22 protein-coding genes are annotated in these 22,990 nt (G+C 49.4%); 7 read left to right on the forward strand and 15 right to left on the reverse strand.

Going from position 1 to position 22,990, the window contains the following annotated elements; all coding sequences use genetic code 11:
- Nucleotides 1-339: 339 nt before the first annotated feature.
- The 4 genes from grxC (at nt 340) to Q0V82_RS08240 (ending at nt 2,662) form a co-directional block, all read left to right on the forward strand.
- The gene (grxC, locus tag Q0V82_RS08225; protein WP_173533112.1) at nt 340-594 is read left to right on the forward strand and encodes a glutaredoxin 3; all 255 of its coding nucleotides are present in this window, start codon (nt 340-342) and stop codon (nt 592-594) included.
- A 102-nt stretch (nt 595-696) separates the two neighbouring features.
- On the forward strand, nt 697-1,176 hold the full coding sequence (gene secB / locus Q0V82_RS08230; protein ID WP_173533111.1) for a protein-export chaperone SecB: 480 nt from the start codon (nt 697-699) through the stop codon (nt 1,174-1,176).
- Nucleotides 1,177-1,216: 40 nt separating this feature from the next.
- Nucleotides 1,217-1,633, forward strand: coding sequence for an SH3 domain-containing protein (locus tag Q0V82_RS08235; RefSeq protein WP_297574568.1), 417 nt, complete (start codon nt 1,217-1,219; stop codon nt 1,631-1,633).
- A 36-nt stretch (nt 1,634-1,669) separates the two neighbouring features.
- A complete protein-coding gene (locus Q0V82_RS08240) occupies nt 1,670-2,662 on the forward strand; it encodes an NAD(P)H-dependent glycerol-3-phosphate dehydrogenase (RefSeq protein WP_297574570.1) in 993 nt (330 codons plus the stop codon).
- A 175-nt stretch (nt 2,663-2,837) separates the two neighbouring features.
- Here Q0V82_RS08240 and Q0V82_RS08245 read toward each other — a convergent pair whose 3' ends face one another.
- The 14 genes from Q0V82_RS08245 to Q0V82_RS08310 form a co-directional block, all read right to left on the reverse strand.
- The gene (locus Q0V82_RS08245; protein WP_297574573.1) at nt 2,838-3,368 is read right to left on the reverse strand and encodes a GNAT family N-acetyltransferase; all 531 of its coding nucleotides are present in this window, start codon (nt 3,366-3,368) and stop codon (nt 2,838-2,840) included.
- Between the two features lie 123 nt (nt 3,369-3,491).
- On the reverse strand, nt 3,492-4,556 hold the full coding sequence (gene mnmA / locus Q0V82_RS08250) for a tRNA 2-thiouridine(34) synthase MnmA (protein WP_297574576.1): 1,065 nt from the start codon (nt 4,554-4,556) through the stop codon (nt 3,492-3,494).
- Entirely contained in the window at nt 4,553-5,008 is a 456-nt protein-coding gene (locus Q0V82_RS08255) for an NUDIX hydrolase (protein ID WP_297574579.1), read from the reverse strand. The genes mnmA and Q0V82_RS08255 overlap by 4 nt, the downstream gene beginning before the upstream one ends.
- A 91-nt stretch (nt 5,009-5,099) precedes the next feature.
- The gene (locus Q0V82_RS08260) at nt 5,100-6,179 is read right to left on the reverse strand and encodes an acyltransferase (RefSeq protein ID WP_297574582.1); all 1,080 of its coding nucleotides are present in this window, start codon (nt 6,177-6,179) and stop codon (nt 5,100-5,102) included.
- A gap of 105 nt (nt 6,180-6,284) precedes the next feature.
- Nucleotides 6,285-7,160 carry a metal ABC transporter solute-binding protein, Zn/Mn family gene (locus Q0V82_RS08265; RefSeq protein ID WP_297574585.1) on the reverse strand — a complete coding sequence of 292 codons (876 nt, stop codon included), beginning with the start codon at nt 7,158-7,160 and terminating at the stop codon, nt 6,285-6,287.
- Nucleotides 7,161-7,358: 198 nt separating this feature from the next.
- Entirely contained in the window at nt 7,359-8,234 is an 876-nt protein-coding gene (locus Q0V82_RS08270) for a metal ABC transporter permease (RefSeq protein ID WP_221022053.1), read from the reverse strand.
- 130 nt (nt 8,235-8,364) lie between these two features.
- Nucleotides 8,365-9,081, reverse strand: a complete 717-nt coding sequence (locus tag Q0V82_RS08275) for a metal ABC transporter ATP-binding protein (protein ID WP_297574588.1) — start codon at nt 9,079-9,081, stop codon at nt 8,365-8,367.
- Nucleotides 9,078-9,206: a hypothetical protein gene (locus tag Q0V82_RS08280; RefSeq protein ID WP_255587982.1), complete on the reverse strand. Its 129-nt coding sequence runs from the start codon at nt 9,204-9,206 to the stop codon at nt 9,078-9,080. Before Q0V82_RS08280 ends, Q0V82_RS08275 begins: the two co-directional genes overlap by 4 nt.
- Before the next feature lie 547 nt (nt 9,207-9,753).
- Complete coding sequence (locus Q0V82_RS08285; RefSeq protein WP_297574593.1) at nt 9,754-11,910, reverse strand: UvrD-helicase domain-containing protein; 2,157 nt, start codon at nt 11,908-11,910, stop codon at nt 9,754-9,756.
- Between the two features lie 102 nt (nt 11,911-12,012).
- Complete coding sequence (locus tag Q0V82_RS08290; protein ID WP_173533099.1) at nt 12,013-12,330, reverse strand: H-NS family nucleoid-associated regulatory protein; 318 nt, start codon at nt 12,328-12,330, stop codon at nt 12,013-12,015.
- A 93-nt stretch (nt 12,331-12,423) separates the two neighbouring features.
- A complete protein-coding gene (locus Q0V82_RS08295) occupies nt 12,424-13,752 on the reverse strand; it encodes a TolC family outer membrane protein (protein WP_297574598.1) in 1,329 nt (442 codons plus the stop codon).
- A gap of 130 nt (nt 13,753-13,882) precedes the next feature.
- On the reverse strand, nt 13,883-16,948 hold the full coding sequence (locus tag Q0V82_RS08300; RefSeq protein WP_297574601.1) for an efflux RND transporter permease subunit: 3,066 nt from the start codon (nt 16,946-16,948) through the stop codon (nt 13,883-13,885).
- Entirely contained in the window at nt 16,945-18,030 is a 1,086-nt protein-coding gene (locus Q0V82_RS08305) for an efflux RND transporter periplasmic adaptor subunit (RefSeq protein WP_297574604.1), read from the reverse strand. Before Q0V82_RS08305 ends, Q0V82_RS08300 begins: the two co-directional genes overlap by 4 nt.
- Nucleotides 18,020-18,667, reverse strand: coding sequence for a TetR/AcrR family transcriptional regulator (locus Q0V82_RS08310; RefSeq protein WP_297574607.1), 648 nt, complete (start codon nt 18,665-18,667; stop codon nt 18,020-18,022). Before Q0V82_RS08310 ends, Q0V82_RS08305 begins: the two co-directional genes overlap by 11 nt.
- A 170-nt stretch (nt 18,668-18,837) precedes the next feature.
- Here Q0V82_RS08310 and argB point away from each other — a divergent pair, with 170 nt between their 5' ends.
- From argB to Q0V82_RS08325, 3 genes are all read left to right on the forward strand, one after another.
- Entirely contained in the window at nt 18,838-19,716 is an 879-nt protein-coding gene (argB, locus tag Q0V82_RS08315) for an acetylglutamate kinase (protein ID WP_297574610.1), read from the forward strand.
- A gap of 107 nt (nt 19,717-19,823) precedes the next feature.
- Complete coding sequence (locus tag Q0V82_RS08320; protein WP_297574612.1) at nt 19,824-20,255, forward strand: CBS domain-containing protein; 432 nt, start codon at nt 19,824-19,826, stop codon at nt 20,253-20,255.
- A gap of 63 nt (nt 20,256-20,318) precedes the next feature.
- Nucleotides 20,319-20,939 carry a pyrimidine 5'-nucleotidase gene (locus tag Q0V82_RS08325; protein ID WP_297574614.1) on the forward strand — a complete coding sequence of 207 codons (621 nt, stop codon included), beginning with the start codon at nt 20,319-20,321 and terminating at the stop codon, nt 20,937-20,939.
- A gap of 73 nt (nt 20,940-21,012) precedes the next feature.
- Here Q0V82_RS08325 and Q0V82_RS08330 read toward each other — a convergent pair whose 3' ends face one another.
- Nucleotides 21,013-22,905: a potassium transporter Kup gene (locus Q0V82_RS08330; RefSeq protein ID WP_297574616.1), complete on the reverse strand. Its 1,893-nt coding sequence runs from the start codon at nt 22,903-22,905 to the stop codon at nt 21,013-21,015.
- Nucleotides 22,906-22,990 lie beyond the last annotated feature (85 nt).

Here is a 22,990-nt window from a genome sequence, read left to right on the forward strand (position 1 = left end):
CAGCAGCAGAGAGGCCGAAATATACGGCAGCCCTGCGATCACGTCAACACCTTGTGATAAACAAAATAGGACTAAGACGCTAAGTTGTTGAATTAAATACGATCTAATTTAAAACATTTTATCAATTTAAAACTAAGATAGTTATCTTATTAAATTCAAATGCTCATATATTATCTAATAAACCATCAAAAAAATTCCAAAAGCATAAAATTTAAAACCATCGAAACCATATTCACCCCTCTCAATCATGAAAAAACCACCCTACGTCTTGTTTCCGCTTCATTTGCCCCTATGTTCTTAACAAGATTAAAGAACAAATACCGTTTGAGGAATAAATAGATGGCGAAAGTAACAATGTATAGCACGGGTACTTGCCCATATTGCGACCGCGCTGAGCGCTTATTGCAACACAAAGGGATTACTGATTTAGTTAAAATCCGAGTCGATCTCGATCCGAGCCAAAGACAAGTGATGGTAGAGCGTGGTCAACGTACTGTGCCGCAAATTTATATCGACGATTTTCATGTGGGTGGCTTTGATGACCTCGCTGCGCTGGATCGCGCCGGTAAACTCGACCCATTACTGAATAAATAGTATCGTCTCGATGGCATTGACATCGCAAACTATGCGATGATTTCTATTGAAGCACCGTAAAATTTAGTTTTATATATACGCAACCGTTTTTAAGGGATGATCATGAGCGAAGAAACTCAAGAAGTACAACAACCGATTTTTGCCGTACAAAAACTCTATGTAAAAGATATCTCGCTTGAATCACCAAGTGCACCGAATGCATTTATGGAACAAGAACAGCCAGAATTTAACATTCAGTTCCGCAATCAAGCGCGTAGCTTTGACAATGGTTTTTTTGAAGCCAGCTTAACAGTGACTGCCACTGCAACTGCTGAAGATCGGACTATTTTCTTGGTTGAAATTACTCAAGCCGGTTTATTCCAAATCGAAAACGTGCCAGAAACTGAACTTGACCCACTGCTCGGCATTGGCTGCCCAAGTATTTTATTCCCTTACCTACGTGAAGCCGTTTCTGACTTAACAACTCGCGCAGGCTTCCCACCATTGCTCTTGCAGCCAATCAACTTTGAAGGCATTTATATGCAACAACGCCAACAAGCTGAAGCCGCAGCACAAGAAGCTAATGAACAAATCACACATTAATTTAATAACGCGATCAGCGTTATTAAATCGAGTGTGCGCCATGAGCCTACTTGCCGTTTTGGCAAGTGGCGCTCAGGCGGTTGATTACCGCTCAACCGCACGCCACGGCGTCATTGTTTATGATGCCCCTGCCGACACGGCCAGCAAACGTTTTATTCTCAGTGCCAACATTCCACTCGAAATGCTCAGCGAGCAAGGCGACTGGATTCGCGTTCGCGATCGTGATGGCACACTGAGCTGGATTAAAAAATCCGACGTACTCGCGCGTCGCTACCTACAAGTCAGCCGTCCAAGTGCCGTGCACCAAGCGGCGAATAAATCATCGGCGACCATCTATAAAGTAGAACGTAATGTACTACTTGAACTACTCGACTCTGCGGGCTCAGGCTGGCTTAAAGTCAAACATCGCGACGCTCCAGCGGGCTTCATTCGTATGGAAGATGTTTGGGGCGCTTAAGGCGTCGACTCTCCGCGCAATCAAGAGGAATACCCATTGAAACTTGCTGTTTTAGGCGCTGGCGCTTGGGGCACTGCCCTTGCCATTCGATTTGCTGACCGCCAAACCGTCAGCCTGTGGTCGCGTGAGGCCGAACAAGTAACACACATGCAGGCAGAACGCTGTAATCAGCGCTATCTCGCCGACGCGCCTTTTCCTGACAATCTCAGCGTGACCGCAACACTTGCTGACGCCGTTGCCGATGCGGGCTTGATCCTGATCGTGACGCCAATGTCTGGATTGCGCAATACACTCAAAGCGCTACGCGAACTCGGCAGCACTGCGCCAGTGCTATGGGCGTGTAAAGGCCTTGAAGCCGGTACGATGAAATTGCCGCATCAAGTCGCGATCGAAGAAATGGATGATGCAATCCCGCGCGGGATGTTATCTGGCCCTAGTTTTGCGCAAGAAGTCGCCAAAGGCCTACCTGCTGCCGTGACCATCGCATCGAGCGACGCCGCTTTTGCTCAGCAAGTAGTGCAAGATTTGAATACGAGCGTGCTGCGTCTTTATGCCAGCGACGATTTAATCGGCGTTGAAATCGGCGCCGCAGTGAAAAACGTGATGGCGATTGCCGCTGGCGTTGCTGATGGTTTAAACCTTGGCCTCAATGCACGCGCCGCATTACTCACCCGTGGCCTGGCTGAAATGGCGCGCTTCTCGACTGCGCTGGGTGGCAAAGCCGAAACGATGATGGGTTTGGCGGGGATTGGCGACTTGATGCTGACCGCGACTGGCGATTTATCGCGCAACCGCCGTGTTGGACTGTTGCTGGCGCAAGGTTTGAATTTAGACGAAGTGTTAAAAAACCTCGGCCACGTCGCCGAAGGCGTACCGACTGCACGTGAAGTGGTGAGCCAAGCTGCTGCGCTGAATATCGAAATGCCAATCAGCCGCGCCGTTTGCCAAGTGCTGTTTGAAAACGTCCCGGTCAGCGAAATCATCACCGACCTAATGGGCCGCAGCCCGAAGATGGAAACCATGCAATAGATGTATTTAACTCCAGCCATTTGCAGACAATGGTTGCGTAGCAATACCCATGAAAAAGCCACTCGATTGAGTGGCTTTTTTAATGAGCGAAGTGAAGAATCCATAAAATAGCAACAAGTAGGTACGATTTAGCGAAGCGTAATCGTACGCATGACATTCCTCCTATTACGCTTCGCTAATCGGAGCTACGATGCTGGCTAGGTATACGATAAACAACGGAGTTGTATTTCCGTGTTACACAACGATCGACAATTACCCCATTCAGAGACTCTGCGATGAGTCGGCTCGGACGATTGTCTTCTGCAACTGGATAAATGAAGCTTGTAACATCCATCTCCTGCGAAGCCCATTGCGCTATTAAGCCTACTGCTTCACGGCCAAATCCTTGCAGATGACGATCCTCTCTAATCCATATGCCCAGCTCTGGAGTAACGCTTCGTAAGTGATGGAGGCCAACCAAACCAAGGAAACTACTGTCACTGATGTGACGTATCGCGAAAACATAGTCCGTTCCATCATCGATAGTAGATAACCAAGACCGCCAGACCGAGTCAAAATCTTCACGGCTATCGGGTGGATCCCATGACATAAAACGAGTAAGCGTGGATGTAATGCAAGCAAAGGCCTCGTCCGCATCACTGGCGGAAAAAGGATTAATCAAAAGCCGAGTTGATTCAATATGAACTTTGCTTGTTTTCTGATCCATTTCCCTTCCTTGAATATCAACTAATTAGCCGACTTTAGCCTAACTCAGTCGATTCATAAGTGCATTATCGCTAAATGAAATGAAACATATATTCCACAATTTTACGCCCCCTGTTTTGATGGCTTACTGAATAATCCCCCCACCCAAGCAAACTTCATCTTTATACAGCACCATCGATTGCCCCGGTGTCATCGCCCATTGCGGCTCGTCGAACACCAGCTTCACGCCGCCGTCGACGTAGCTCAGCGTGCATGCCGCGTCTTGTTGGCGATAACGAGTTTTGGCGGTGTAGCGGCCCTCAAGCGGGGTTTCGCCCAGAATCCATGAGCAATCTTTGGCGATCAGGGTGGTATTGAGCAGCAGCGGATGATCGTGACCCTGCACCACCAGTAGCTCATTGGTCTCGAGATTTTTGCCCGCGACAAACCATGGCTCGGTATTGCCTTTGGTGCCACCGATGCCAAGACCACCGCGCTGGCCGAGCGTGTGGTACATCAGGCCTTGATGCTCGCCCATCACTTTGCCCTCGGGCGTGACCATTTTGCCCGGTGTTTTTGGCAGGTAACGATTTAAAAACTCACGGAACGGCCGCTCGCCGATAAAGCAAATGCCGGTGGAATCTTTTTTCTTGGCATTCGGCAAATTAATTTGCTCAGCAATCACCCGCACCTCGGTTTTTTGCAAGTCGCCCAGCGGGAACACCGCGTGCGAGATCTGCTCTTGGCTCAGGCGATACAAGAAGTACGTTTGATCTTTGCTTTGATCGGCTGCGCGTAGCATTTCGGTGCGGCCGTCGGCACGCAAGCGTGTTTTGGCGTAATGGCCCGTTGCCAATTTGGCTCCGCCAAGCTTGATGGCGAATTCCAAAAACGATTTGAATTTGATTTCGCTATTACACAAAATATCCGGATTGGGCGTGCGGCCAGCGGCGTATTCGGCCAAGAAATGCGCGAATACTCGGTCTTTGTACTCAGTCGCAAAATTGACCAGCTCGATGTCGATGCCGAGCAAATCGGCCACCGCAATCGCGTCCATGCTGTCTTCTTTAATCGAGCAATATTCGTCGCTATTGTCGTCTTCCCAGTTTTGCATAAACACGCCGTGCACTTCATGCCCCGCCGCTTTGAGTAAATGCGCCGCTACCGACGAATCCACGCCGCCGGACAATCCAATCACAATTTTTGTCATTTCGCTAACCTATCAAAATCTTTCAGTACCGCCAGCGGGTACGACTGCCCCGCCAAATAATCGTCCACACACGCCAATAATAAAGGGCTGCGGTGCTGATCGGCTCGCGCCACAATCTCTTCGCGCGTTAACCATACTGCCGCTTCAATGCCGTCATCGAGCGACAGCGTGTAATCGCATTCACCCAACAAACCAGTAAAAGCAAAGCGCAAATAAGTTCGCTCACTACCCGGTACCGTCCATTGATATAGCCCCTGAAACGCCGTTGGCGTGAATGCATACGCGGTTTCTTCACGCGTTTCACGCTGGCAAGCGGCGATAATCGATTCGCCAAATTCAATATGGCCCGCCGGTTGATTGAGTTTTAACTCACCCTCAATGCGCTCTTCAACCAGTAAAAATCGACCGTCTTTTTCGATCACCGCGCAAACGGTGGCATTGGGTTTCCACATGGCTGTCTTGTTCACGTCAAATAATGTTCGATTTTACCTGAAGCCCGCCATCGACGGGGTAAGCGACGATCGGTCGCATTACACAAGTGGTTTAAGCGCGTGCCAAAACTTGCTTGCCCCAACGAATACCGCGCAATTCAATCGCCTGATAACTCCAGCGTGACAGCCATAACACCAAGGCCAAAATCGACAAGCCGATTAAATTATCACCCCAAGCACTACCGCTACTGAGATACACCAAGCCATTGCCTACGCGAAGCCATTGCGGCAGAAAGGCTTCAAATCCGGCTTGAATCAAATGCACCAAGGCGTAATGCGTGAGATAAATTGAAAACGACCATTTACCCAGATTCACCCACCACGCTTGCCGCAGGACGCGAGAAATCATGCCGCTTTCAAACGCAAAACCGATAATCGCCACCGCGAATGCCCAGGCAGCAAAAAAGCTCTTCATGGGGTATTGCGCGGTAATCACCACATACAAAGCGATTAAGAGCAATACCTCAATGATGCAGCCTAAAACACGGCCAATATGCCAACGATGAATCACATCAAAACCGTGATACGCCAAAGCGCCTAAGAAAAAACACGTGATGCCGCGAAACCCGCCGCTGCCAACAAAATCGGCTTGCCAATACACACACGCCGAGCAGCCAAGCAGCACCAGCGCAAAAGCCCAACGCTGAAAACGACAGCTAGCCCAGAGTATTAGCCCGAACAGCACATAGAGATAGAACTCCACGCTGATACTCCATGCCGGGCCATTAAAGGCAAACGGGTCTGCCGCTGGCAGCCAAGCTTGCAGCAAGACAATTTGATACAACCATTGCCCACTCATTGCCCATGCATTACTACCCACTTGCAGAAATAGCAACACCGTAAACAGCAGCAACATCACCAGATGCAGCGGATAAATCCGAAAAAACCGGCTCACCATATAGCGGGCAAACCCGCGGCCATTCATCGCTTCTTGCTGATAGCGATAGGCCAGCACAAAACCACTGAGCGTAAAGAAAAACTCCACCATTAAGCCGGCCGAGCGAAAAAAGTCCCACTCGCTAAAGCCTTGCCATAAATGCAGATGAAACACGACCACGCTCAAGGCACAAAGGCCACGAAAGCTATCTAAAACAATGAAACGATGTTTATGCCTAGGGCTGGGATGCGTCATACGTTTACACAAAAAATCGCCGGCAATGGCCGGCGTTAGCATTAAAAAAACAAGTCAGCGCGCTTCAATCAAACCCGCGCCTTGCACCGCGATCAGCGCCGCAGCTTACTGTAAAGCGCGCAAAATAGCTTGGGTATTGTATTCAAATAAGCCTAACCAACTATTGGCTGGCGCTTGTTTAGCCAAGGCATCGGAGTAAATCGGTGGGCCAACTTTAGCGCCGGTTTCGCGGGCGATTTGGTCAATCAATTTTGGATTGCTGATATTTTCGGCAAACACCGCTTTGATCTGGCTTTTACGCATTTCGCGAATTAAGCGCGCCATTTCTTTGGCGCTCGGTTCGGCTTCGGTCGAGATGCCTTGCAATGGGAAAAACTCAATCGCATAACGATGGCCTAAATAACCCAAGGCATCGTGCGAAGTGACCACTTTCTTTTTGCTACTTGCAATTGCGGCAAAAGCCGCTGCAGTGCGTTGATCCAACTGCGTGATTTTGGCTTTAAACGCTGCCGCATTGGCTTGATAAGCCGCCGCATGGCTAGCGTCGGCCGCTTGCAAGGCCGCGCTAATTTGATCGACCATCAACAACACGGCGCGCGGATCATGCCAAGCATGCGGATCCACTTTGCCATGGCTGTGGCCATGATCATCATCCAATGCCAAAGGCTTTAGGCCTTGGGTCACCGTAATGACTTTGCCTTTGTAGGCAGCGGCTTGTTCAACGCGTTTGAGCCAGCCTTCATAACCCAGCCCATTAACAAAAAACAGCGAAGCGCCCGACAGTTTTTTGAGATCGGCGGGTTTGGCTTGCCACACATGCGCGTCCTCGCCCGGCCCCACCAGCGTATTCACTTGCACGTGGTCCCCACCTACTTCTTGCACTAGATTGCCCAAAATACTAAAGCTGGCAACGACCTTCAGTGGCGCGGCAAAGCTGAACGAACTCAGCAGCAAACACATCACAGCAAATATTGAGCGCATCACATTCCCATTTAATCGGCGTGTCCTTCGACACCCACGTTAAGCAACAAAGCACATCGAAGTGCTGCATTTTGAACTTGAAACCAGTGCCGCCGATGGCGACACCATAAAAACTCGAGGTATATGCAGCAAGCGCTTAGCCAAAAAAGCTTACCGCGCTATACCTGCACATCGCGATTTATTCGTATTGAATTGCCATTAAATCGCATGATGACGGCGCGCTTTGCGGCGCTGCGCCCACAAACCAAAAGGTGCGAAGACTAAAGAAAAACAATACAAGCCGCCCGCCACCAGCACAATCGCCGGCCCCGAAGGTAAATCCCATTGATACGACGCCATCAAGCCAAATAGGCACGACGCGAGGGCCACAATCCATGCAGCCACAAACAACATCGACAAACGCTCAGCCCACAACCGCGCCGTTGCTGCGGGTAACATCATCAAGCCCACCGCCATTAAGGTACCCATGGCTTGAAACGCGGCGACAAAATTCAGTACCGCGATAATGACAAAGCCAATATGAAACCGCGCGCCATTGCCCGTGGTCGCCGCGATAAAACCCGAATCAGCGCATTCGAGCACAATGCCGCGGTATTCCAGTGCCAGCCAAATCAAGGTAATCGACGCCACCGAGCTCACAATCAACAGCGAAGGATCATCAATTGCCAGTACCGAGCCAAATAGCAAATGAATCAAATCGACGCTACTGCCCCATTTCGAGACGATCAGTACGCCAATGGCTAAGGCCAATAAATAAAATCCTGCAAAACTCGCGTCTTCATTCAGTCGCGTTTTGCGCGCCGCAAAGCCTGCCGCTAGCGCCACCAGCAAACCAGCGACCAAACCACCGCCGGCCAGCCACGGCAAAGACAAGCCGCCGAGCAAAAAGCCAATCGCCGCACCGGGCAATACCGCATGGGAGAGTGCGTCGCCAAACAAGGACATCCGCCGCAGTAAGAGTAATACCCCCACTGGCGCACAACCCACTGCCAAAGCCAAACTGCCCACCAAGGCGCGGCGCATAAATGCAAATTCGCCTAGGGCGTTAAATAATTCAATATTGGGGATTAGCATGACTCGCCCATTTTAAAAGCAACCACAAAGGCGCAGAGACACAGAGGAAAAACAACAGACGCACGAGTTAGGGACTCAAGCTCAGTGCGGGTCTCTGGGCCTCTGTGCCTCTGTGGTGAAAGTTTTTGATTTAACACTCTTGGCACCATGTCGCATCATTGCGCCAATGCTGCGCGCGGCGATTGGCTTCTTGTAGATTTTCCGGCGTTAACACTTCTGGGGTATCGCCCCAAGCCAAAGCTGATTGCGCCAATAATAAGGTTTGCGGATAGTGCGCGCGAACTTGGCTCATATCGTGCAGTACGGTAATTTGCGTTTTTCCGGCGCGATGCCAATCGTCTTGCACCGCCAATAAATTGGCGATGGTTTCGGTGTCCACATTGGCAAAAGGCTCGTCGAGCAGCAAAACATCGGCGTCTTCAACAATCAAGCGGGCAAAACGAGCGCGCTGCAATTGCCCGCCAGATAAATTACCCATGGGGGATTGAATAAAATCACTCAAACCGACTCGATCCAACGCCGCATCGGCACGCAAGCAATCAGCTTTAGATAAACCGCGCCATGCGCCGCGCCGCTGCCATGTTCCCGCCAAAGCCAATTCGCGCACAGTGAGTGGAAACTGTTTGTCCAGCGTCGACAACTGCGCCAAATACGCAATCGCGCCATGCCGATGAATATGCCCCTCATCAGGCTGCTTGACACCAGCGAGCGCCGCCAAGAGCGTTGACTTACCGGCGCCATTGGGGCCAACCACCGCGGTATGGCTGCCTGCGACAAAACGGCCCGTTAGCGCATGCACTGCCGCGCGATCGCGATAGCATAAAGTCAGGTGTTCAACTTCGATCACGATTGCATCGCCCAAAAAGTAAACGCCCACAACGCAGCCAATAGCGGCGCGATACACAATAATCGCTGCCAACCGGCCATGGCAAAAAAGCCAAATAGATTAAATCGAGACAACAAACGCTTCAAAACACCACTCCACGCAGGCCAAAGTCGCTGCAATTAGCGGCAAGGATATACAAAAAACCACCCTTGGTGCAAGTCAGTTGCATTTGGAAGACAAAAAAAACGGCAAATCGTCGCAAGAATCACCTCAATCCGAACTCACCCCAAGTTGGGCGACGTGAGCGCTTGCCGCGCTTGCCGCGCTCACGCGCCTCGTTCTAGTTCTGGTTCTGGTTCTGGTTCTAGTTCTGGTTCTGGTTCTAGCAGCTCTAGTTCTAGAACAGGTCGTACGCCAAGCTGCGCTGCTTCACGCTAGCATGTTCGATGTTCGGTCTGCGGTCTGCGTTGCGCCCAACCCAACCCAACATCATGCCCAAGGGCGACGCATTGCTGCGCTTTGTTCAACAAGCCATTTGATACGCCGAAATATCACTTTCCGTCGTATGCACCGCAATACCTGTCATCGCGGCGCGCTCGGTCAACGCATCAGGATGAACTTGGCGCATGGCGATTTTTTATATTGGGTATTGGCAGCGACCACAGACTGAACAAAGCCTGCAGCCCAATACCATCAAACGACTTTCAATTTAGCGTAGGCGACCGCCAACCATTTACTGCCATGCTGCGCAAAGTTCACCTGCACATTCCCTGTCGCCCCGCCTTCATGGTCGGTGACCACGCCAAGGCCAAATTTAGGGTGCTCCACCTTGCAACCAATCGCCAAGCCATGCTCGGGCGTAGATTTTTTAGGCCCCGCCACCGGTTTTGCTGTCGCCGCAGCATTAAAACTACTCGGTGCGGCCGAACTATAACTACTGGGCGCATAACCGCGATTTAAATACTTTAATAGCACTTGTGGGATTTCATCCAAAAAGCGACTCGCCACACCATAGCGAGTTTGCCCATGCAGCATGCGGCTTTGCGCCAACGTTAGATACAAACGCTGGCGAGCGCGCGTAATCGCCACATACATTAAGCGTCGCTCTTCTTCGACACTGGCTTGATCTTTACTGCTGTTTTCATGTGGAAACAAGCCTTCTTCAAGGCCAGACAAAAACACCGCGTTAAACTCCAAGCCTTTGGCCGCATGCACCGTCATCAATTGCAAGGCTTCTTCATGCTCACCCGCTTGATGGTCACCCGCCTCTAAACTGGCGTGCGATAAAAAGGCGATCAGATTGTTTTCATCTTCACTAATAAACGTCGCTGCCGCATTCACCAGCTCTGCCAAGTTGGCAACCCGCTCTTCGCCATCTTTGTCTTTTTGGTAATGCGCCAGCAGGCCAGAAAGCTCTAGCATCACCTGCACCACGTCAGTCATCGCCAAACCGGCAATTTGATTGCGCATGGCATCAATGATGCCAACAAACTTGCCCAAGGCTGCCGCACCACGCCCTGCTGCGCCCATACACGCGGCTTGCCACAGTGAGCAACCTTCTAAGCGGGCTTTTTCAACCATCGCCTCTACGCTACGCGCGCCAATTCCGCGAGTTGGGAAGTTAATCACCCGCAGCAAGGCGTTGTCATCGCTGGGATTGGCCATTAAGCGCAAATACGCCAAAGCGTGTTTGATTTCTTGGCGCTCAAAAAAGCGTAAACCGCCATACACCCGATAAGCCACGCCCGCAGAAAACAGCGCATGCTCAATAATTCGCGATTGCGCATTACTGCGATACAAAATCGCAATTTCACTCGCCGCCATGCCGTCGCGAATTAAAGCTTGCGCTTCTTCAACAATAAATTGCGCTTCTTCAAAATCAGAGCTGGCCTCAAAAACCCGAATCAATTCACCAGCACTGGCCTGAGTCCATAATTCTTTTCCCAAGCGCTGGGTATTATGGCTAATCACTGCATTGGCAGCGTCAAGGATATTGCCGTGACTGCGATAGTTTTGCTCTAAACGAATCACATGCTTCACTAAAAAATCTGATTGAAAATCAATCATATTGCCCACATTCGCACCGCGAAATGCGTAAATCGATTGATCATCATCGCCAACCGCAAAAATAGCCGAATTTTGCCCGGCTAATAATTTAAGCCAAGCATATTGCAATCGATTAGTGTCTTGAAATTCATCAACTAAAATATGCGAAAAACGCTGTTGGTAATGCGCTCGAATTTCAGGCTTATACGACAATAATTCATAACACCGAAGGAGTAGCTCGGAAAAGTCAGCTACGCCTTCTCGATTGCATTGTTTTTCATATTCTTCATACGCCAATTTCAATTGGCGAGAGTAATCATCCCACGCCTCAACATCAGCAGCGCGACGGCCATTTTCTTTATGGCCATTAATATACTGCTGTACGGTACGCGGAGGATATTGATCGTCATCTAAAGTCAGTAATTTTAATACCCGCTTAATCGCACTCAATTGCTCTGATTGATCCAAAATCGCAAACGCTTCGGGCAGGCCTGCATCGCGATGATGCAAACGTAACATTCGATTACATAAACCATGAAATGTCCCCACCCATAATCCGCGCGGATTGAGTGGCAACATGGCGGTAATTCGCGACAACATTTCTTTGGCTGATTTATTGGTAAAGGTCACCGCTAATAAACCCGAAGGGCTTATTTGTCCGGTGGATAATAGCCATGCAATTCTTGTGGTTAATACACTGGTTTTGCCACTGCCAGCCCCAGCTAAAATTAAAGCGTGTTCGGCGGGCAATTCAACCGCAGCCGCTTGCTGGGGATTTAATTTAGCAGTTAAAGCATGGGACATAGCTTGGCTCGACATTAATCAATGGTAAATAATTACAAATTTAGAAATACAAACAGGGCGACTAAGCGCCCTGTTCTATTTACATTATTTAAAAATCAATACTTAGATTTTTAATGTATCCAATGTTGCGCCATTAGCGATTGCATCGTGAACCCATTGTGGTTTACGACCACGGCCAGACCAAGTTTGGCTGGCATCTGCTGGATTGATATAAGCAGCCGCTGCAGGTGCTTTCTTCGCGCCTTTTTTGCCAGATACTTCACCCAATAATTCAGCAATAGTAAAACCGCTAGCCGCAGCTGCGCTTTGCAATTGGCTCAAAATACGGCTTTTTTCTTGTTCTTTACGACGAACTAATTCACCATCTAGTTGTGCACGCAACTCAACTAATTCTTGGTAACCTAAAGTTGATAAATCCATTTGTTACTCCTCGTATAATGCTATGTTTGATCAATACCAAATGATTATGCGGCCTCAATTCTAATAATTCAAGGCGAATATTGCATTCAATATTTATTGGACCAACCATTGATTTACTGCATACAGTTGTTTTTCATCTAAATCACCAACAACGGCAGCCAGTTGCAATCGGGTGTAAAGATAGGTGTAACGGGCAACGGTTAATGCATAACGCGTATTATAAAGTTTTTGTTCTGCATTCAATACATCCACTGTTGTTCTTACGCCAACATCACGGCCTAATTTACTCGAAGCTAATAAACTCTGACTCGACTTTAATACCTGTTCTAAAGCATTAATTTGCGCTGCACCGGCATTAACCCCTAAAAAGGCTTGCGTGGTGGATTGCTCAGTACTGCGGCGAGTGGCTTCTAATGTTTGTTTTTGTTCTGATTCTTTGGCGGCGGCTTCGCGTAATTCAGATGAACGACGACCACCGGTATACAGTGGAATAGACAGCTGTAACGTAATTGCGCCTTTGTTGGTTTGATCTAAACCGCCAGATCGAGAGATACCACTTGCTTCCCAATTCTGACCATAATTCGCCACTAAATTAACTTGCGGGCTGCTTTCAAATCGATATTTATCGACTTCACGCTTGGCAATATCTAATTGCAATAATTGGCTACCAATATTTAAACTGGTATCACTCGATTTTTTCAACCAGACCGAAATATCATTGGGCGCAGCTAAAGTAGGGGCGATATTTTCGCGTAAACGCGCAATTGATTGGGCATTTAGACCCGTCAGCAAAGTAAATGCATTTTGTTTTACGACTAAGTCATTTTTTGCCACCACTTCTTCGGCCAAGATACTGTCATAACTCGCTTGTGCTTCATCGGTGTCGGCAATGGTGGCCACGCCGACTTCAAAAGCTTTTTTAGCAAAGGCCAATTGCTCGCCAATGGCTTTTTTTTCTGCCATCGCTAAAGCGACTTTTTCATCGGCTGCCAAAACCTCAAAATACGTTTTAGCCACGCGTAATATCAAATCTTGCTCAGCCGCTTTAAATGCCACATCGGCCAATTGAGCTTGGGTTTTTAATTGATCGGCTAAAGCAAATGCGTCAACGCGATAAATCGGCTGAGTGGCCGTTACGCCATAGTTATATCCATGGCCACTTTGATTGCTCGAAACGCTAGCGTTGGCATTGCCGGGTAAATATTCATTGTCCGAATGCGCTACATTGGCGCCGAGTGTCACTGTTGGCAACAATAAAGATTGGCCCTGCTGCTTTTTTTCACTGCCCGCAATCTGCGCATACCGTGCGGCAGAAAAACTCGGGTCATATTGCTGAGCCGCCCGCCAAGCTGCCAATAAATCAGCGGCAAAACTAGGCGCACTGAATAAGGCGAGGCTCAATATCAATACGTTTTTTTTCATTTTTAATCCAATTATCAATTCGTAAACAGGGTCTGTTAACGCCAGAGTTTGCGCCGCGCTAGATACAATCGCACAGCGCAACCCACTAGTACCGCCATGCATAACGTCTTAAGTGCTACTTTGGATGACGTTATGCCGCTTGAGCGGGCTTTAATTTAAACCACGCGGCATACAGCGCAGGTAAAAACAGCAGCGTTAAAATCGTAGCGACAAACAATCCGCCCATAATCGCAATCGCCATCGGCCCCCAAAAGGTATCGCGCGTCAGTGGAATCATCGCCAAAATCGCCGCCAGCGCAGTGAGCATAATCGGTCTAAAACGGCGCACGGCCGAATCAATCACCGCATCCCATGGCGCACTGCCATGATGAATATCTTGCTCAATCTGGTCCATTAAAATCACCGAATTACGCATAATCATGCCCGACAGCGCAATCACCCCCAAGGTGGCGACAAAGCCAAATGGCGCTTGGAATAATAACAACGCAATCGTTACCCCAATCATCCCCAATGGCGCGGTCAGCAACACCATAATCATTCTTTGAATGCTTTGCAGTTGAATCATTAATAAAGTCATTACCACAATCAGCATCAAAGGCATCACCGCCGCGATGGATTCTTGCGATATTTTCGACGCTTCCACCGTGCCACCGGCTTCGATATGGTAGCCCACCGGTAGTTTGGCTTGAATCTCTTGCATTTTCGGCCACAAAGCATTGGACACATCCGGCGCTTGCGCTTTGCCAATCACATCGGCCCGCACCGTTAACGCCGGTACGCGGTTGCGATGCCAGATAATGCTCTCTTCGCTTTCTAACTTGATTTTTGCCAGTTGCGACAAGGGCACGCTAACCCCTGATGGCAGAGGAATCGGCAAGTTGGCTAAGTAATCGAGCCGTGTGCGCTCATCGGGCGCTAAACGACTAATCACTTCAATCTGCAAATTATCTTCACGCAGCGCCGTTGCGGTCACACCCGAGACGGCCATTTGCAATGATTGCGCCAATTGCTGCGACGTTAAACCGGCAGCACGCAATTTATCTTGATCCACGTCCAAACGCAGCACTTTAACTTGCTCACCCCAATCGGTGTGCACTTGGCGCAGGTTTGGATTCTGCCGCATGAGATTAGCAACGTCATTGGCAATTTTTTTCAGCTCGCGCTGATCAGCACCAATCACCCGAAATTGCACCGGATAACCCACTGGCGGGCCATTCTCTAGCCGAGTTACTCGACCACGCACATTCGGAAAGTCGTTATCAAATAACTGCTTCACGCGCTTATAGACATTCTCGCGAACGTGCTCGTCTTTGGTCATTACCGTCAACTGGCCAAAATTTAAGTTTGGCATTTGTTCATCAAGCGGCATGTAATAACGCGGCGAGCCGACGCCCACATAGCTAGTCACGCTAGCGACATCGGGGTCCTTCATCAAAATCGCTTCGATTTTTTTGACTTCTTGCTCAGTGGCGTTAAATGACGCGGTATACGGCAGCCATAAATCCACCATCAACTCTGGCCGGCTGGACGCTGGGAAAAACTGCTTGGGTACGGCAATGGCAAATAAAATCACCGACATCACAAACGCACCCAAGGTCAGCGCAATCGTGGTCTTACGCCAAGTAATGCACCACGTCACCCAGCGGCGAAACGCGGTGTAAAACTTGCCACTATGCGCGTCATGCGGATGCTCTTTAAGATTTTCTGGCAGCAAGTGATAGCCCATATACGGCGTAAACAGCACCGCAACAATCCACGACATAATCAATGCAATACCGACAACAGCAAAAATCGAGAAGGTATATTCACCCGCATTCGATTTAGCCAGGCCGACCGGTAAAAACCCCGCTGCGGTAATTAAAGTACCGGTCAGCATTGGAAACGCCGTCGAGCTATAGGCAAAAGTGGCTGCACTAAAGCGATCCCAGCCTTGTTCTAATTTCAACGCCATCATTTCAACCGCAATAATCGCGTCGTCGACCAATAGCCCGAGGGCAATCACCAGCGCCCCCAATGAGATGCGCTGTAATTCCAAATTAAAGATTTTCATGCACAAAAACGTCAGTGCCAGCACCAGCGGAATCGACAAGGCCACTACAATCCCCATCCGAAATCCCAGCGCCAAAAAGCTCACCGCCAGCACAATCACCACCGCTTCAAGCAAGGATTTCATAAAGATATGCACGGCCGACTTCACGACTGCGGGCTGATCCGAAACCGCTTGAATTTCGATGCCGACCGGTAAATTTTGCTTAGCTTGCTGCAGCACAGCGTCAATTTGCTCGCCCATTTTGAGCACATTGCCGCCTTTACGCATTGAAATACCTAAGCCAATCGCCGGCTGACCTTGGTAATACATCCGCGTTTCCGCTGGATTGAGCGAGGCGCGATACACCTCGGCCACATCGCTGACGCGAAAGGTTTTGCCATTGACGGTGATCGGCGTGGCTTTAATCGCGGCGATGGCGTCAAACTCACCACTAACGCGTAAAAACACCCTCTCGTCATTGCCTTCAACCACACCTGCCGGCGTCACCGTATTGGTCGCAGCCAGCACTTGATTAATTTGCAGTGGGGTAATGCCCAGCGTTGCTAACTTGGCGCTGCGATATTCAACGTAGATTTTTTCGTCTTGCGGCGCAATCAAGGTAGCTTTATTAATGTCTGGAATCCGCAGCAACTCGGTTCTGACGTTCTCGACGTATTTTTTTAACTCCGCGTCGCTAAACCCATCGCGCGTAAACGCATACAAACTACCGTAGGTTTCACCAAATTCATCATTAAAAAATGGCCCTACCACGCCAGGCGGCATTTTGCCCTTGGCGTCGTTAATGCGCTTACGGACTTGATACCACACGTCGTTGACTTCTTTGCCACGAATGCTCTCTTTGAGCATCACGGTAATCAGCGCCTCCCCCGAGCGAGAGTAGCTCTTGGTAAAGTCGACCTCAGGAATACCTTGCAGTGCTTCTTCGAGTTTATCAGTGACTTGCAGCTCAACCTCGGCGGCGGAAGCGCCCGGCCAAAAACTGCGCACCACCATCGCTTTAAAGGTGAATTCTGGGTCTTCTTTTTGCCCCAACTGGGTATACGCCAGAATGCCAGCGACAGAAAGGATCACCATCAGATACAGCACTAAAGACTGATGGGTGAGCGCCCAAGCGGATAAATTAAACGACTGCCGTTGTTCGTTCATGGCTGTGCTCCTTGCGCTGCTGACAAGATTTTGATTTTTTGCCCTTCACGCAATAAATGCACGCCAGCCGTCACCACCACCGATTTAGCGGAAATCCCTTGAATTCTGACCTGCTGACCTTGATGGCCCAGCACAGTAATCGGCTGGCTATGCACGGTGTTTTTAGCATCCACCAACCACACTCGCATCATTTGCTCTTTACCAAAAACAGCCGACATCGGTACTGATATTTCATTGGGTATCTCTTTAGAAGCAAATACCTGACTAACCTGTATCGTCATACCCAGTGCTGCGGCATTTTTTTCTGGTAGCGCGACCTTCACGCGAAAGGTGCGGGTTTTACTATCGGCAGCAGGGGCGACTTCGCTCACCGTGCCGACTAATTCTCGATTGGCATCGGCCCACAGTTGCACCGCCACTTTTTGCCCCGGCTGCCACGCTTGAACGCGATTTTCTGGCACATCGATCACCGCTTCATACTGCCCAGCTTTGGCCAACATCAGCACCGATTGCCCCGCCGAAACCACCGCACCGGGTTCGACCAAGGTTTGTGTAATCACCCCATCACTATCAGCGATGAGCTGAGCGTAACTTGACTGATTATTCGCCAAATCCACTTGCGCCTTGGCTTGCTCGGTGAGTTTTTGCGCCGAAATCAGCGTCGTTTGCCGTTTATCAACCTCGGCTTGGCTCACAAAATTTTGCGCATGCAAGTCTTGCGAGCGCTGATAATCGAGCTTGGCTTGCGCTAACTGCGCTTGCGCAGAAGCTAAAGCCGCGCGCGCGCCAGTGGCGTTCAGCGCCACATCGCCGGCATCCAATTGCGCTAACACCTGGCCTTTTTTCACCGTGTCGCCGACACTCACTGCGCGCGAAATCATTTTGCCGGGAATGCGAAACCCCATTGGCACTTCATGCTGCGCTTTCACCTCGCCGCTATACACCTCAGCCGCCGCAGGTAAGGCCCCGCCGACCACCATGGTGCGCACCGGACGAATTTCTTCGACTGGCTTTTGTTCGGATTTGCAACCGGCTAAAACCACCATCGCGACCAGCAGAGGTACTGACCATTTATTGAGCATGAGAGACATCCATAGGACGGGCCAAAAGGCCGGTTAAAAATAAATCCACTGTGCACTGCACGTAACGCTGGGCAGAAAAATCAGCGGGTAAGCAATGTAAGGGGGTGTTTTGCTGCAACATGGCCATCACCATCGGGCTAGATAAAATATGCGCGGCATAGTCGATATCGTTAATGACAAACTCACCACGCGCCACGCCCAATGTCAGCACCTGCCGCAGCATCGCGTGCCCCGGCGCAAGCACTTCATCGTTATAAAGCTGCATGACCTCAGGAAAATTGCCCCCTTCAGTAATCATCAACTTGGGCAGCGCCGATAGCGATGTGGCGCCGACATTACGCCACCACAAATGAAATAATTCTTGCAACAGATCCCGCGCACTGCCTTGCCAGTCTTGCAATAGCGTCGCGCCAATCGCCAGCTGCGGCAACAGCAAGGAACGAATCACCGACTTAAAGATTTCTTCTTTATTGGCAAAGTATAAATAAGGCGTGCCACGGGTTACGCCTGCAGCACGGGCAATGTCTTCGATCTTGGTGGCGGCATAGCCTTTTTCGACAAACAAGGCCAAAGCGGCCTCGAGGATTTCCTGTGGCCGCGCTTCTTTACGCCGCGACCAACACTTTATGGGGCACATGACATTTCGCTAATAAATGAACGTTCATTTATTATCTACACTCGCGATTTCAGCGTCAATCATTCAAAGGCATTCATCTGGTATTTATTTTGCGACACAATCCACCCCCAGATTTCTGACGAATACGGTACAATCGCGGCAATTTAGTCCCGCCTATCCTGGAGACCGCCGTGCCTGAAATAACCCCACAAATCAAAGCCGAAATTCTGTCTGAAGCCCTGCCGTATATTCAGCGCTTCTTAGATAAAACCATCGTGATCAAATACGGTGGCAATGCAATGATTGATGAAGAGCTCAAAAACGGGTTCGCATCGGATGTGGTGTTACTCAAACTCGTCGGTATGAATCCAGTTGTCGTCCACGGTGGTGGTCCGCAAATTAATGATTTGCTCGATCGCATCGGCAAAAAAGGCGAATTCATCCAAGGCATGCGCGTCACCGACGCCGAAACGATGGATGTGGTTGAAATGGTCTTAGGTGGCCATGTGAATAAAGAAATCGTGTCGCTGATTAATAAACACGGAGGTAAAGCGGTCGGTTTAACCGGTCAAGACGGCCACTTTATCCGCGCGCGTAAAATGATGCTCAAAGACAATATGGGCGAAAACAATATCGATATCGGCCAAGTGGGCGAAATTCAAAGCATCGACCCATCGATTGTGCTGCATTTAGACGCTGCCGACTTTATTCCAGTGATTGCGCCAATCGGCGTTGATGCCACTGGTGAGAGCCTCAATATCAATGCCGATCTGGTCGCTGGCAAATTGGCTGAAGTGCTCAAGGCCGAAAAACTCATCTTAATGACCAATACCCCAGGCGTTTTGGATAAAGAAGGTAACCTACTCACCAAGCTCACTGCGCGTCGGATTGATGAATTATTTGCCGACGGCACCATCTCTGGCGGCATGTTGCCGAAAATTGCTTCGGCACTGGATGCCGCCAAAAGCGGCGTGAATGCAGTGCATATTATTGATGGCCGAGTTAAACATGCCTTACTGCTTGAAGTACTGACCGAGCAAGGCGTTGGCACGATGATTCGCGCCAAATAAGCTGCAATCAATATGGTCAAAAGGACGGCGAAAGTCGTCCTTTTTTCTTGCATGTTAAACCCTGTCAGCTACAGTAAAAACACTGCTTAGCCAAGGGAAAACTAGAAATGACTACCGCTCGTCAAATGCTCGCCGCCAAAAACAAACACGAGACCGTCGCTGTCTCGCCGAACGCGACGGTGTATCAAGCCTTACAAGTGATGGCCGATGCCAATATCGGTGCCATTTTGGTAATGGAAAACGACAAACTCGTTGGTATTTTCTCCGAGCGCGATTACGCGCGCAAAGTAGTTTTAATGGGGAAAACCTCGTCCAACACACCGGTTGCAGAAATCATGACGCATAAATTACTTTGCGTACCGCCCAATGCCACGACCAATGAATGCATGGGGCTTATGACAGAAAAACGCATCCGTCACTTACCGGTACTCGACGGCGACACCGTACTGGGCGTGTTATCGATCGGAGATTTGGTGCATGAAAAAATGGCCGAACAAGAATTCACTATTGAGCAACTTGAGCAATATATTTACAGCTAAACGCATTGTTTATCTTGAGTAAACTCGACACAATGGCCGATCTTATCGGCCATTTTCTCGACTATGCCCCAAGCCACCTGGATTTTTGATCTCGACAATACGCTGCATCACGCTAGCCGGCATGCCTTTCCCGTGATTGATTCGGCCATGACCGCTTGGCTACAAAGTGAATTGCAACTGCAGCCATCGGCCGCCAATCAGCTACGCCAAGATTATTGGCGGCGCTATGGCGCAACTTTAATGGGCTTGATTCGCCACCATCCGCACCTAAACCCACATCATTTTTTAGCCGCTTGCCATCCATTGCCGCAGCTACTAAGCCAAGTGCATCCAATGCCACAGCTTAAATCCACACTGGCTAGACTGACCGGCAACAAGATTTTATTTACCAATGGTCCCATTGCCTACGCCACAGCCATGCTGGCGGCGCTCGATATTGAGCGATATTTCATCGGTATCGCCGCCATCGACACGCTCAATCTCACCCCCAAGCCTATACCCAAGGCTTATCACCAAATGCTACGCCAATTTAAACTCAAAGCCAGCGACTGCATCATGGTTGAAGACAGTATCGACAATCTAATCACCGCCAAAAAATTGGGCATGCAAACGGTCTGGTTACGCCATGGCTATAAAAATCACCCCGCCGCCGATCGCTGTATTACACAACTAAAACAGCTATAAAAAAACGCAGCCCGTAGGCTGCGTTGATGTATAGGGTGCTAACCCTTAACTAATAATGCTTAGAGTCATATACCTATAGCTCTACCTGCATCCCCATTTCAACCACCCGGTTCGGTGGGATTTTAAAGAAGTTGGTAACCCGCGTGGCGTTGCGACTCATCAAACTAAACAAGCGACGACGCCACCAGCTCATGGATGGATATTTCGCCTCAACAATCGTTTCACGCGACAAGAAGAACGACGTATTCATTTCATCAAATACCAATTCTGGCTGCAACTGCGTCACTTGTAGCAACACTTCGGGCACATTGGGTTCTTCTTTAAAGCCAAATGTCGCCACAATTTGATAAAAACTATCGCCCAATCGCCGCACCGTGACCCGCTCTTTGAGTGGCACATAGGGAATATCATTGGTTTGCACCGTCAAGAACACCACTTGCTCGTGCAGTACTTTATTGTGTTTTAAATTATGCAATAAGGCATGCGGCACGGTGTCGGTATTGGCGGTCATAAAGATTGAAACGCCTTCAACACGTTGTGGCGGATGTGCTTCAAGGCTTTCCACAAAACCAGTTAATGGCATTTCACCTTCGCGAAGCTTGGCCGACAGCATTTTTCGCCCTCGCTTCCACGTCGTCATCAAGATAAAGGCCACCAAACCAATCACCAATGGGAACCAGCCGCCTTCATGGATTTTGAGCGAGTTAGAAGCAAACAAGGCCAAATCGACGACTAAAAATAAGCTCAACATCGCATATAAGCCATATTTTTTCCAGCCAGCCAAACCACGACCCAATACCATAAACGCCAGCAAAGTCGTCATCACCATGGTGCACGTCACCGCAAAACCATACGCGGCGGCTAAATTACTCGAGGTTTTAAAGCTAATCACCAGCAAAATCACCGACGCCAATAAAAACCAATTAATCCCCGGCATGTAAATCTGGCCAATTTCACGCTCAGACGTATGCTGGATATCCATTCTTGGTACAAAGCCGAGCTGAATCGCTTGGCTAGTCACCGAATACGCCCCAGAAATAACCGCTTGCGAAGCAATAATCGACGCACAAGTGGCCAATACCACCAGTGGCATCACCATCCATCCTGGCGCCATCATATAAAAGGGGTTTTTAATCGCTTCGGGGGTGGTCAACAATAGCGCGCCCTGCCCTAAATAATTGAGCATCAAGGCGGGCAACACCAAACCAAACCATGCATAACGAATCGCCGGACGACCAAAGTGGCCCATATCGGCGTACAAGGCTTCTGCACCGGTCAATGCCAACACCACTGCACCGAGCAAAATAAAGGCAATTTTTGGACTGGTGATAAAAAAATCAATCGCATACAAGGGGTTCAGTGCGTTTAAGACTTGAGGCGCTTTAATAATTTGTGCAATCCCTAAGCCTGCCAGTACCAAAAACCACGCAATGGTAATTGGGCCAAATAACTTGCCCATACTGGCCGTACCGCGTGCTTGAATACCAAACAGCAGCACCATCACCACAACGGCAATCGGAATGATGTAAGGATCAAAAGTGTGCGAAACAATGCTAATCCCCTCTAGCGCCGAAAGCACTGAAATCGCCGGGGTAATGATGGAGTCACCATAAAACAACGCTGCGCCAAATAAACCAATAATGGTGATCCACATCGCCTTGCGAGAACCCGGTGTGGCATTACGCGCCGCCAAGGCCATCAAGGCCAAAATACCGCCTTCGCCGCGATTATCCGCACGCATAATAAACATGATGTATTTGGTCGAAACGACGATCATCAGGCTCCAAAAAATCAGCGATAAAATACCTAAAATATTCGCCGGATTTAAATCTAGAGCCACATGGCCGTTAAAGCATTCTTTTAGAGTGTACAGCGGGCTAGTACCAATATCGCCATAGACCACACCGATCGCACCGACGATCAGTCCGGCTAGCTTTTTTGGGTCCTGCGCTTGAGAAGTCGACATGTGTATTTCTATCAAACCAAGTAGAGGATGCGGATTATAGTCCTGTGATCCGTCACTAGGGCATGAATAAACGTCAATCGTTGCG

It is taken from the genome of uncultured Deefgea sp., from assembly GCF_947072475.1.
In the GTDB taxonomy this organism is placed as follows: Bacteria; Pseudomonadota; Gammaproteobacteria; order Burkholderiales; family Chitinibacteraceae; genus Deefgea.

What these genes read in the sequence shown, in the direction of transcription:
- grxC (WP_173533112.1), top strand. Translation starts at nt 340, where the DNA reads ATGGCGAAAGTAACAATGTATAGCACGGGTACTTGCCCATATTGCGAC.
- secB (WP_173533111.1), top strand. Translation starts at nt 697, where the DNA reads ATGAGCGAAGAAACTCAAGAAGTACAACAACCGATTTTTGCCGTACAA.
- Q0V82_RS08235 (WP_297574568.1), top strand. Translation starts at nt 1,217, where the DNA reads ATGAGCCTACTTGCCGTTTTGGCAAGTGGCGCTCAGGCGGTTGATTAC.
- Q0V82_RS08245 (WP_297574573.1), bottom strand. Translation starts at nt 3,368, where the DNA reads ATGGATCAGAAAACAAGCAAAGTTCATATTGAATCAACTCGGCTTTTG.
- mnmA (WP_297574576.1), bottom strand. Translation starts at nt 4,556, where the DNA reads ATGACAAAAATTGTGATTGGATTGTCCGGCGGCGTGGATTCGTCGGTA.
- Q0V82_RS08255 (WP_297574579.1), bottom strand. Translation starts at nt 5,008, where the DNA reads ATGTGGAAACCCAATGCCACCGTTTGCGCGGTGATCGAAAAAGACGGT.
- Q0V82_RS08260 (WP_297574582.1), bottom strand. Translation starts at nt 6,179, where the DNA reads ATGACGCATCCCAGCCCTAGGCATAAACATCGTTTCATTGTTTTAGAT.
- Q0V82_RS08265 (WP_297574585.1), bottom strand. Translation starts at nt 7,160, where the DNA reads ATGCGCTCAATATTTGCTGTGATGTGTTTGCTGCTGAGTTCGTTCAGC.
- Q0V82_RS08270 (WP_221022053.1), bottom strand. Translation starts at nt 8,234, where the DNA reads ATGCTAATCCCCAATATTGAATTATTTAACGCCCTAGGCGAATTTGCA.
- Q0V82_RS08285 (WP_297574593.1), bottom strand. Translation starts at nt 11,910, where the DNA reads ATGTCCCATGCTTTAACTGCTAAATTAAATCCCCAGCAAGCGGCTGCG.
- Q0V82_RS08290 (WP_173533099.1), bottom strand. Translation starts at nt 12,330, where the DNA reads ATGGATTTATCAACTTTAGGTTACCAAGAATTAGTTGAGTTGCGTGCA.
- Q0V82_RS08295 (WP_297574598.1), bottom strand. Translation starts at nt 13,752, where the DNA reads ATGAAAAAAAACGTATTGATATTGAGCCTCGCCTTATTCAGTGCGCCT.
- Q0V82_RS08300 (WP_297574601.1), bottom strand. Translation starts at nt 16,948, where the DNA reads ATGAACGAACAACGGCAGTCGTTTAATTTATCCGCTTGGGCGCTCACC.
- Q0V82_RS08305 (WP_297574604.1), bottom strand. Translation starts at nt 18,030, where the DNA reads ATGCTCAATAAATGGTCAGTACCTCTGCTGGTCGCGATGGTGGTTTTA.
- Q0V82_RS08310 (WP_297574607.1), bottom strand. Translation starts at nt 18,667, where the DNA reads ATGTGCCCCATAAAGTGTTGGTCGCGGCGTAAAGAAGCGCGGCCACAG.
- Q0V82_RS08320 (WP_297574612.1), top strand. Translation starts at nt 19,824, where the DNA reads ATGACTACCGCTCGTCAAATGCTCGCCGCCAAAAACAAACACGAGACC.
- Q0V82_RS08325 (WP_297574614.1), top strand. Translation starts at nt 20,319, where the DNA reads ATGCCCCAAGCCACCTGGATTTTTGATCTCGACAATACGCTGCATCAC.
- Q0V82_RS08330 (WP_297574616.1), bottom strand. Translation starts at nt 22,905, where the DNA reads ATGTCGACTTCTCAAGCGCAGGACCCAAAAAAGCTAGCCGGACTGATC.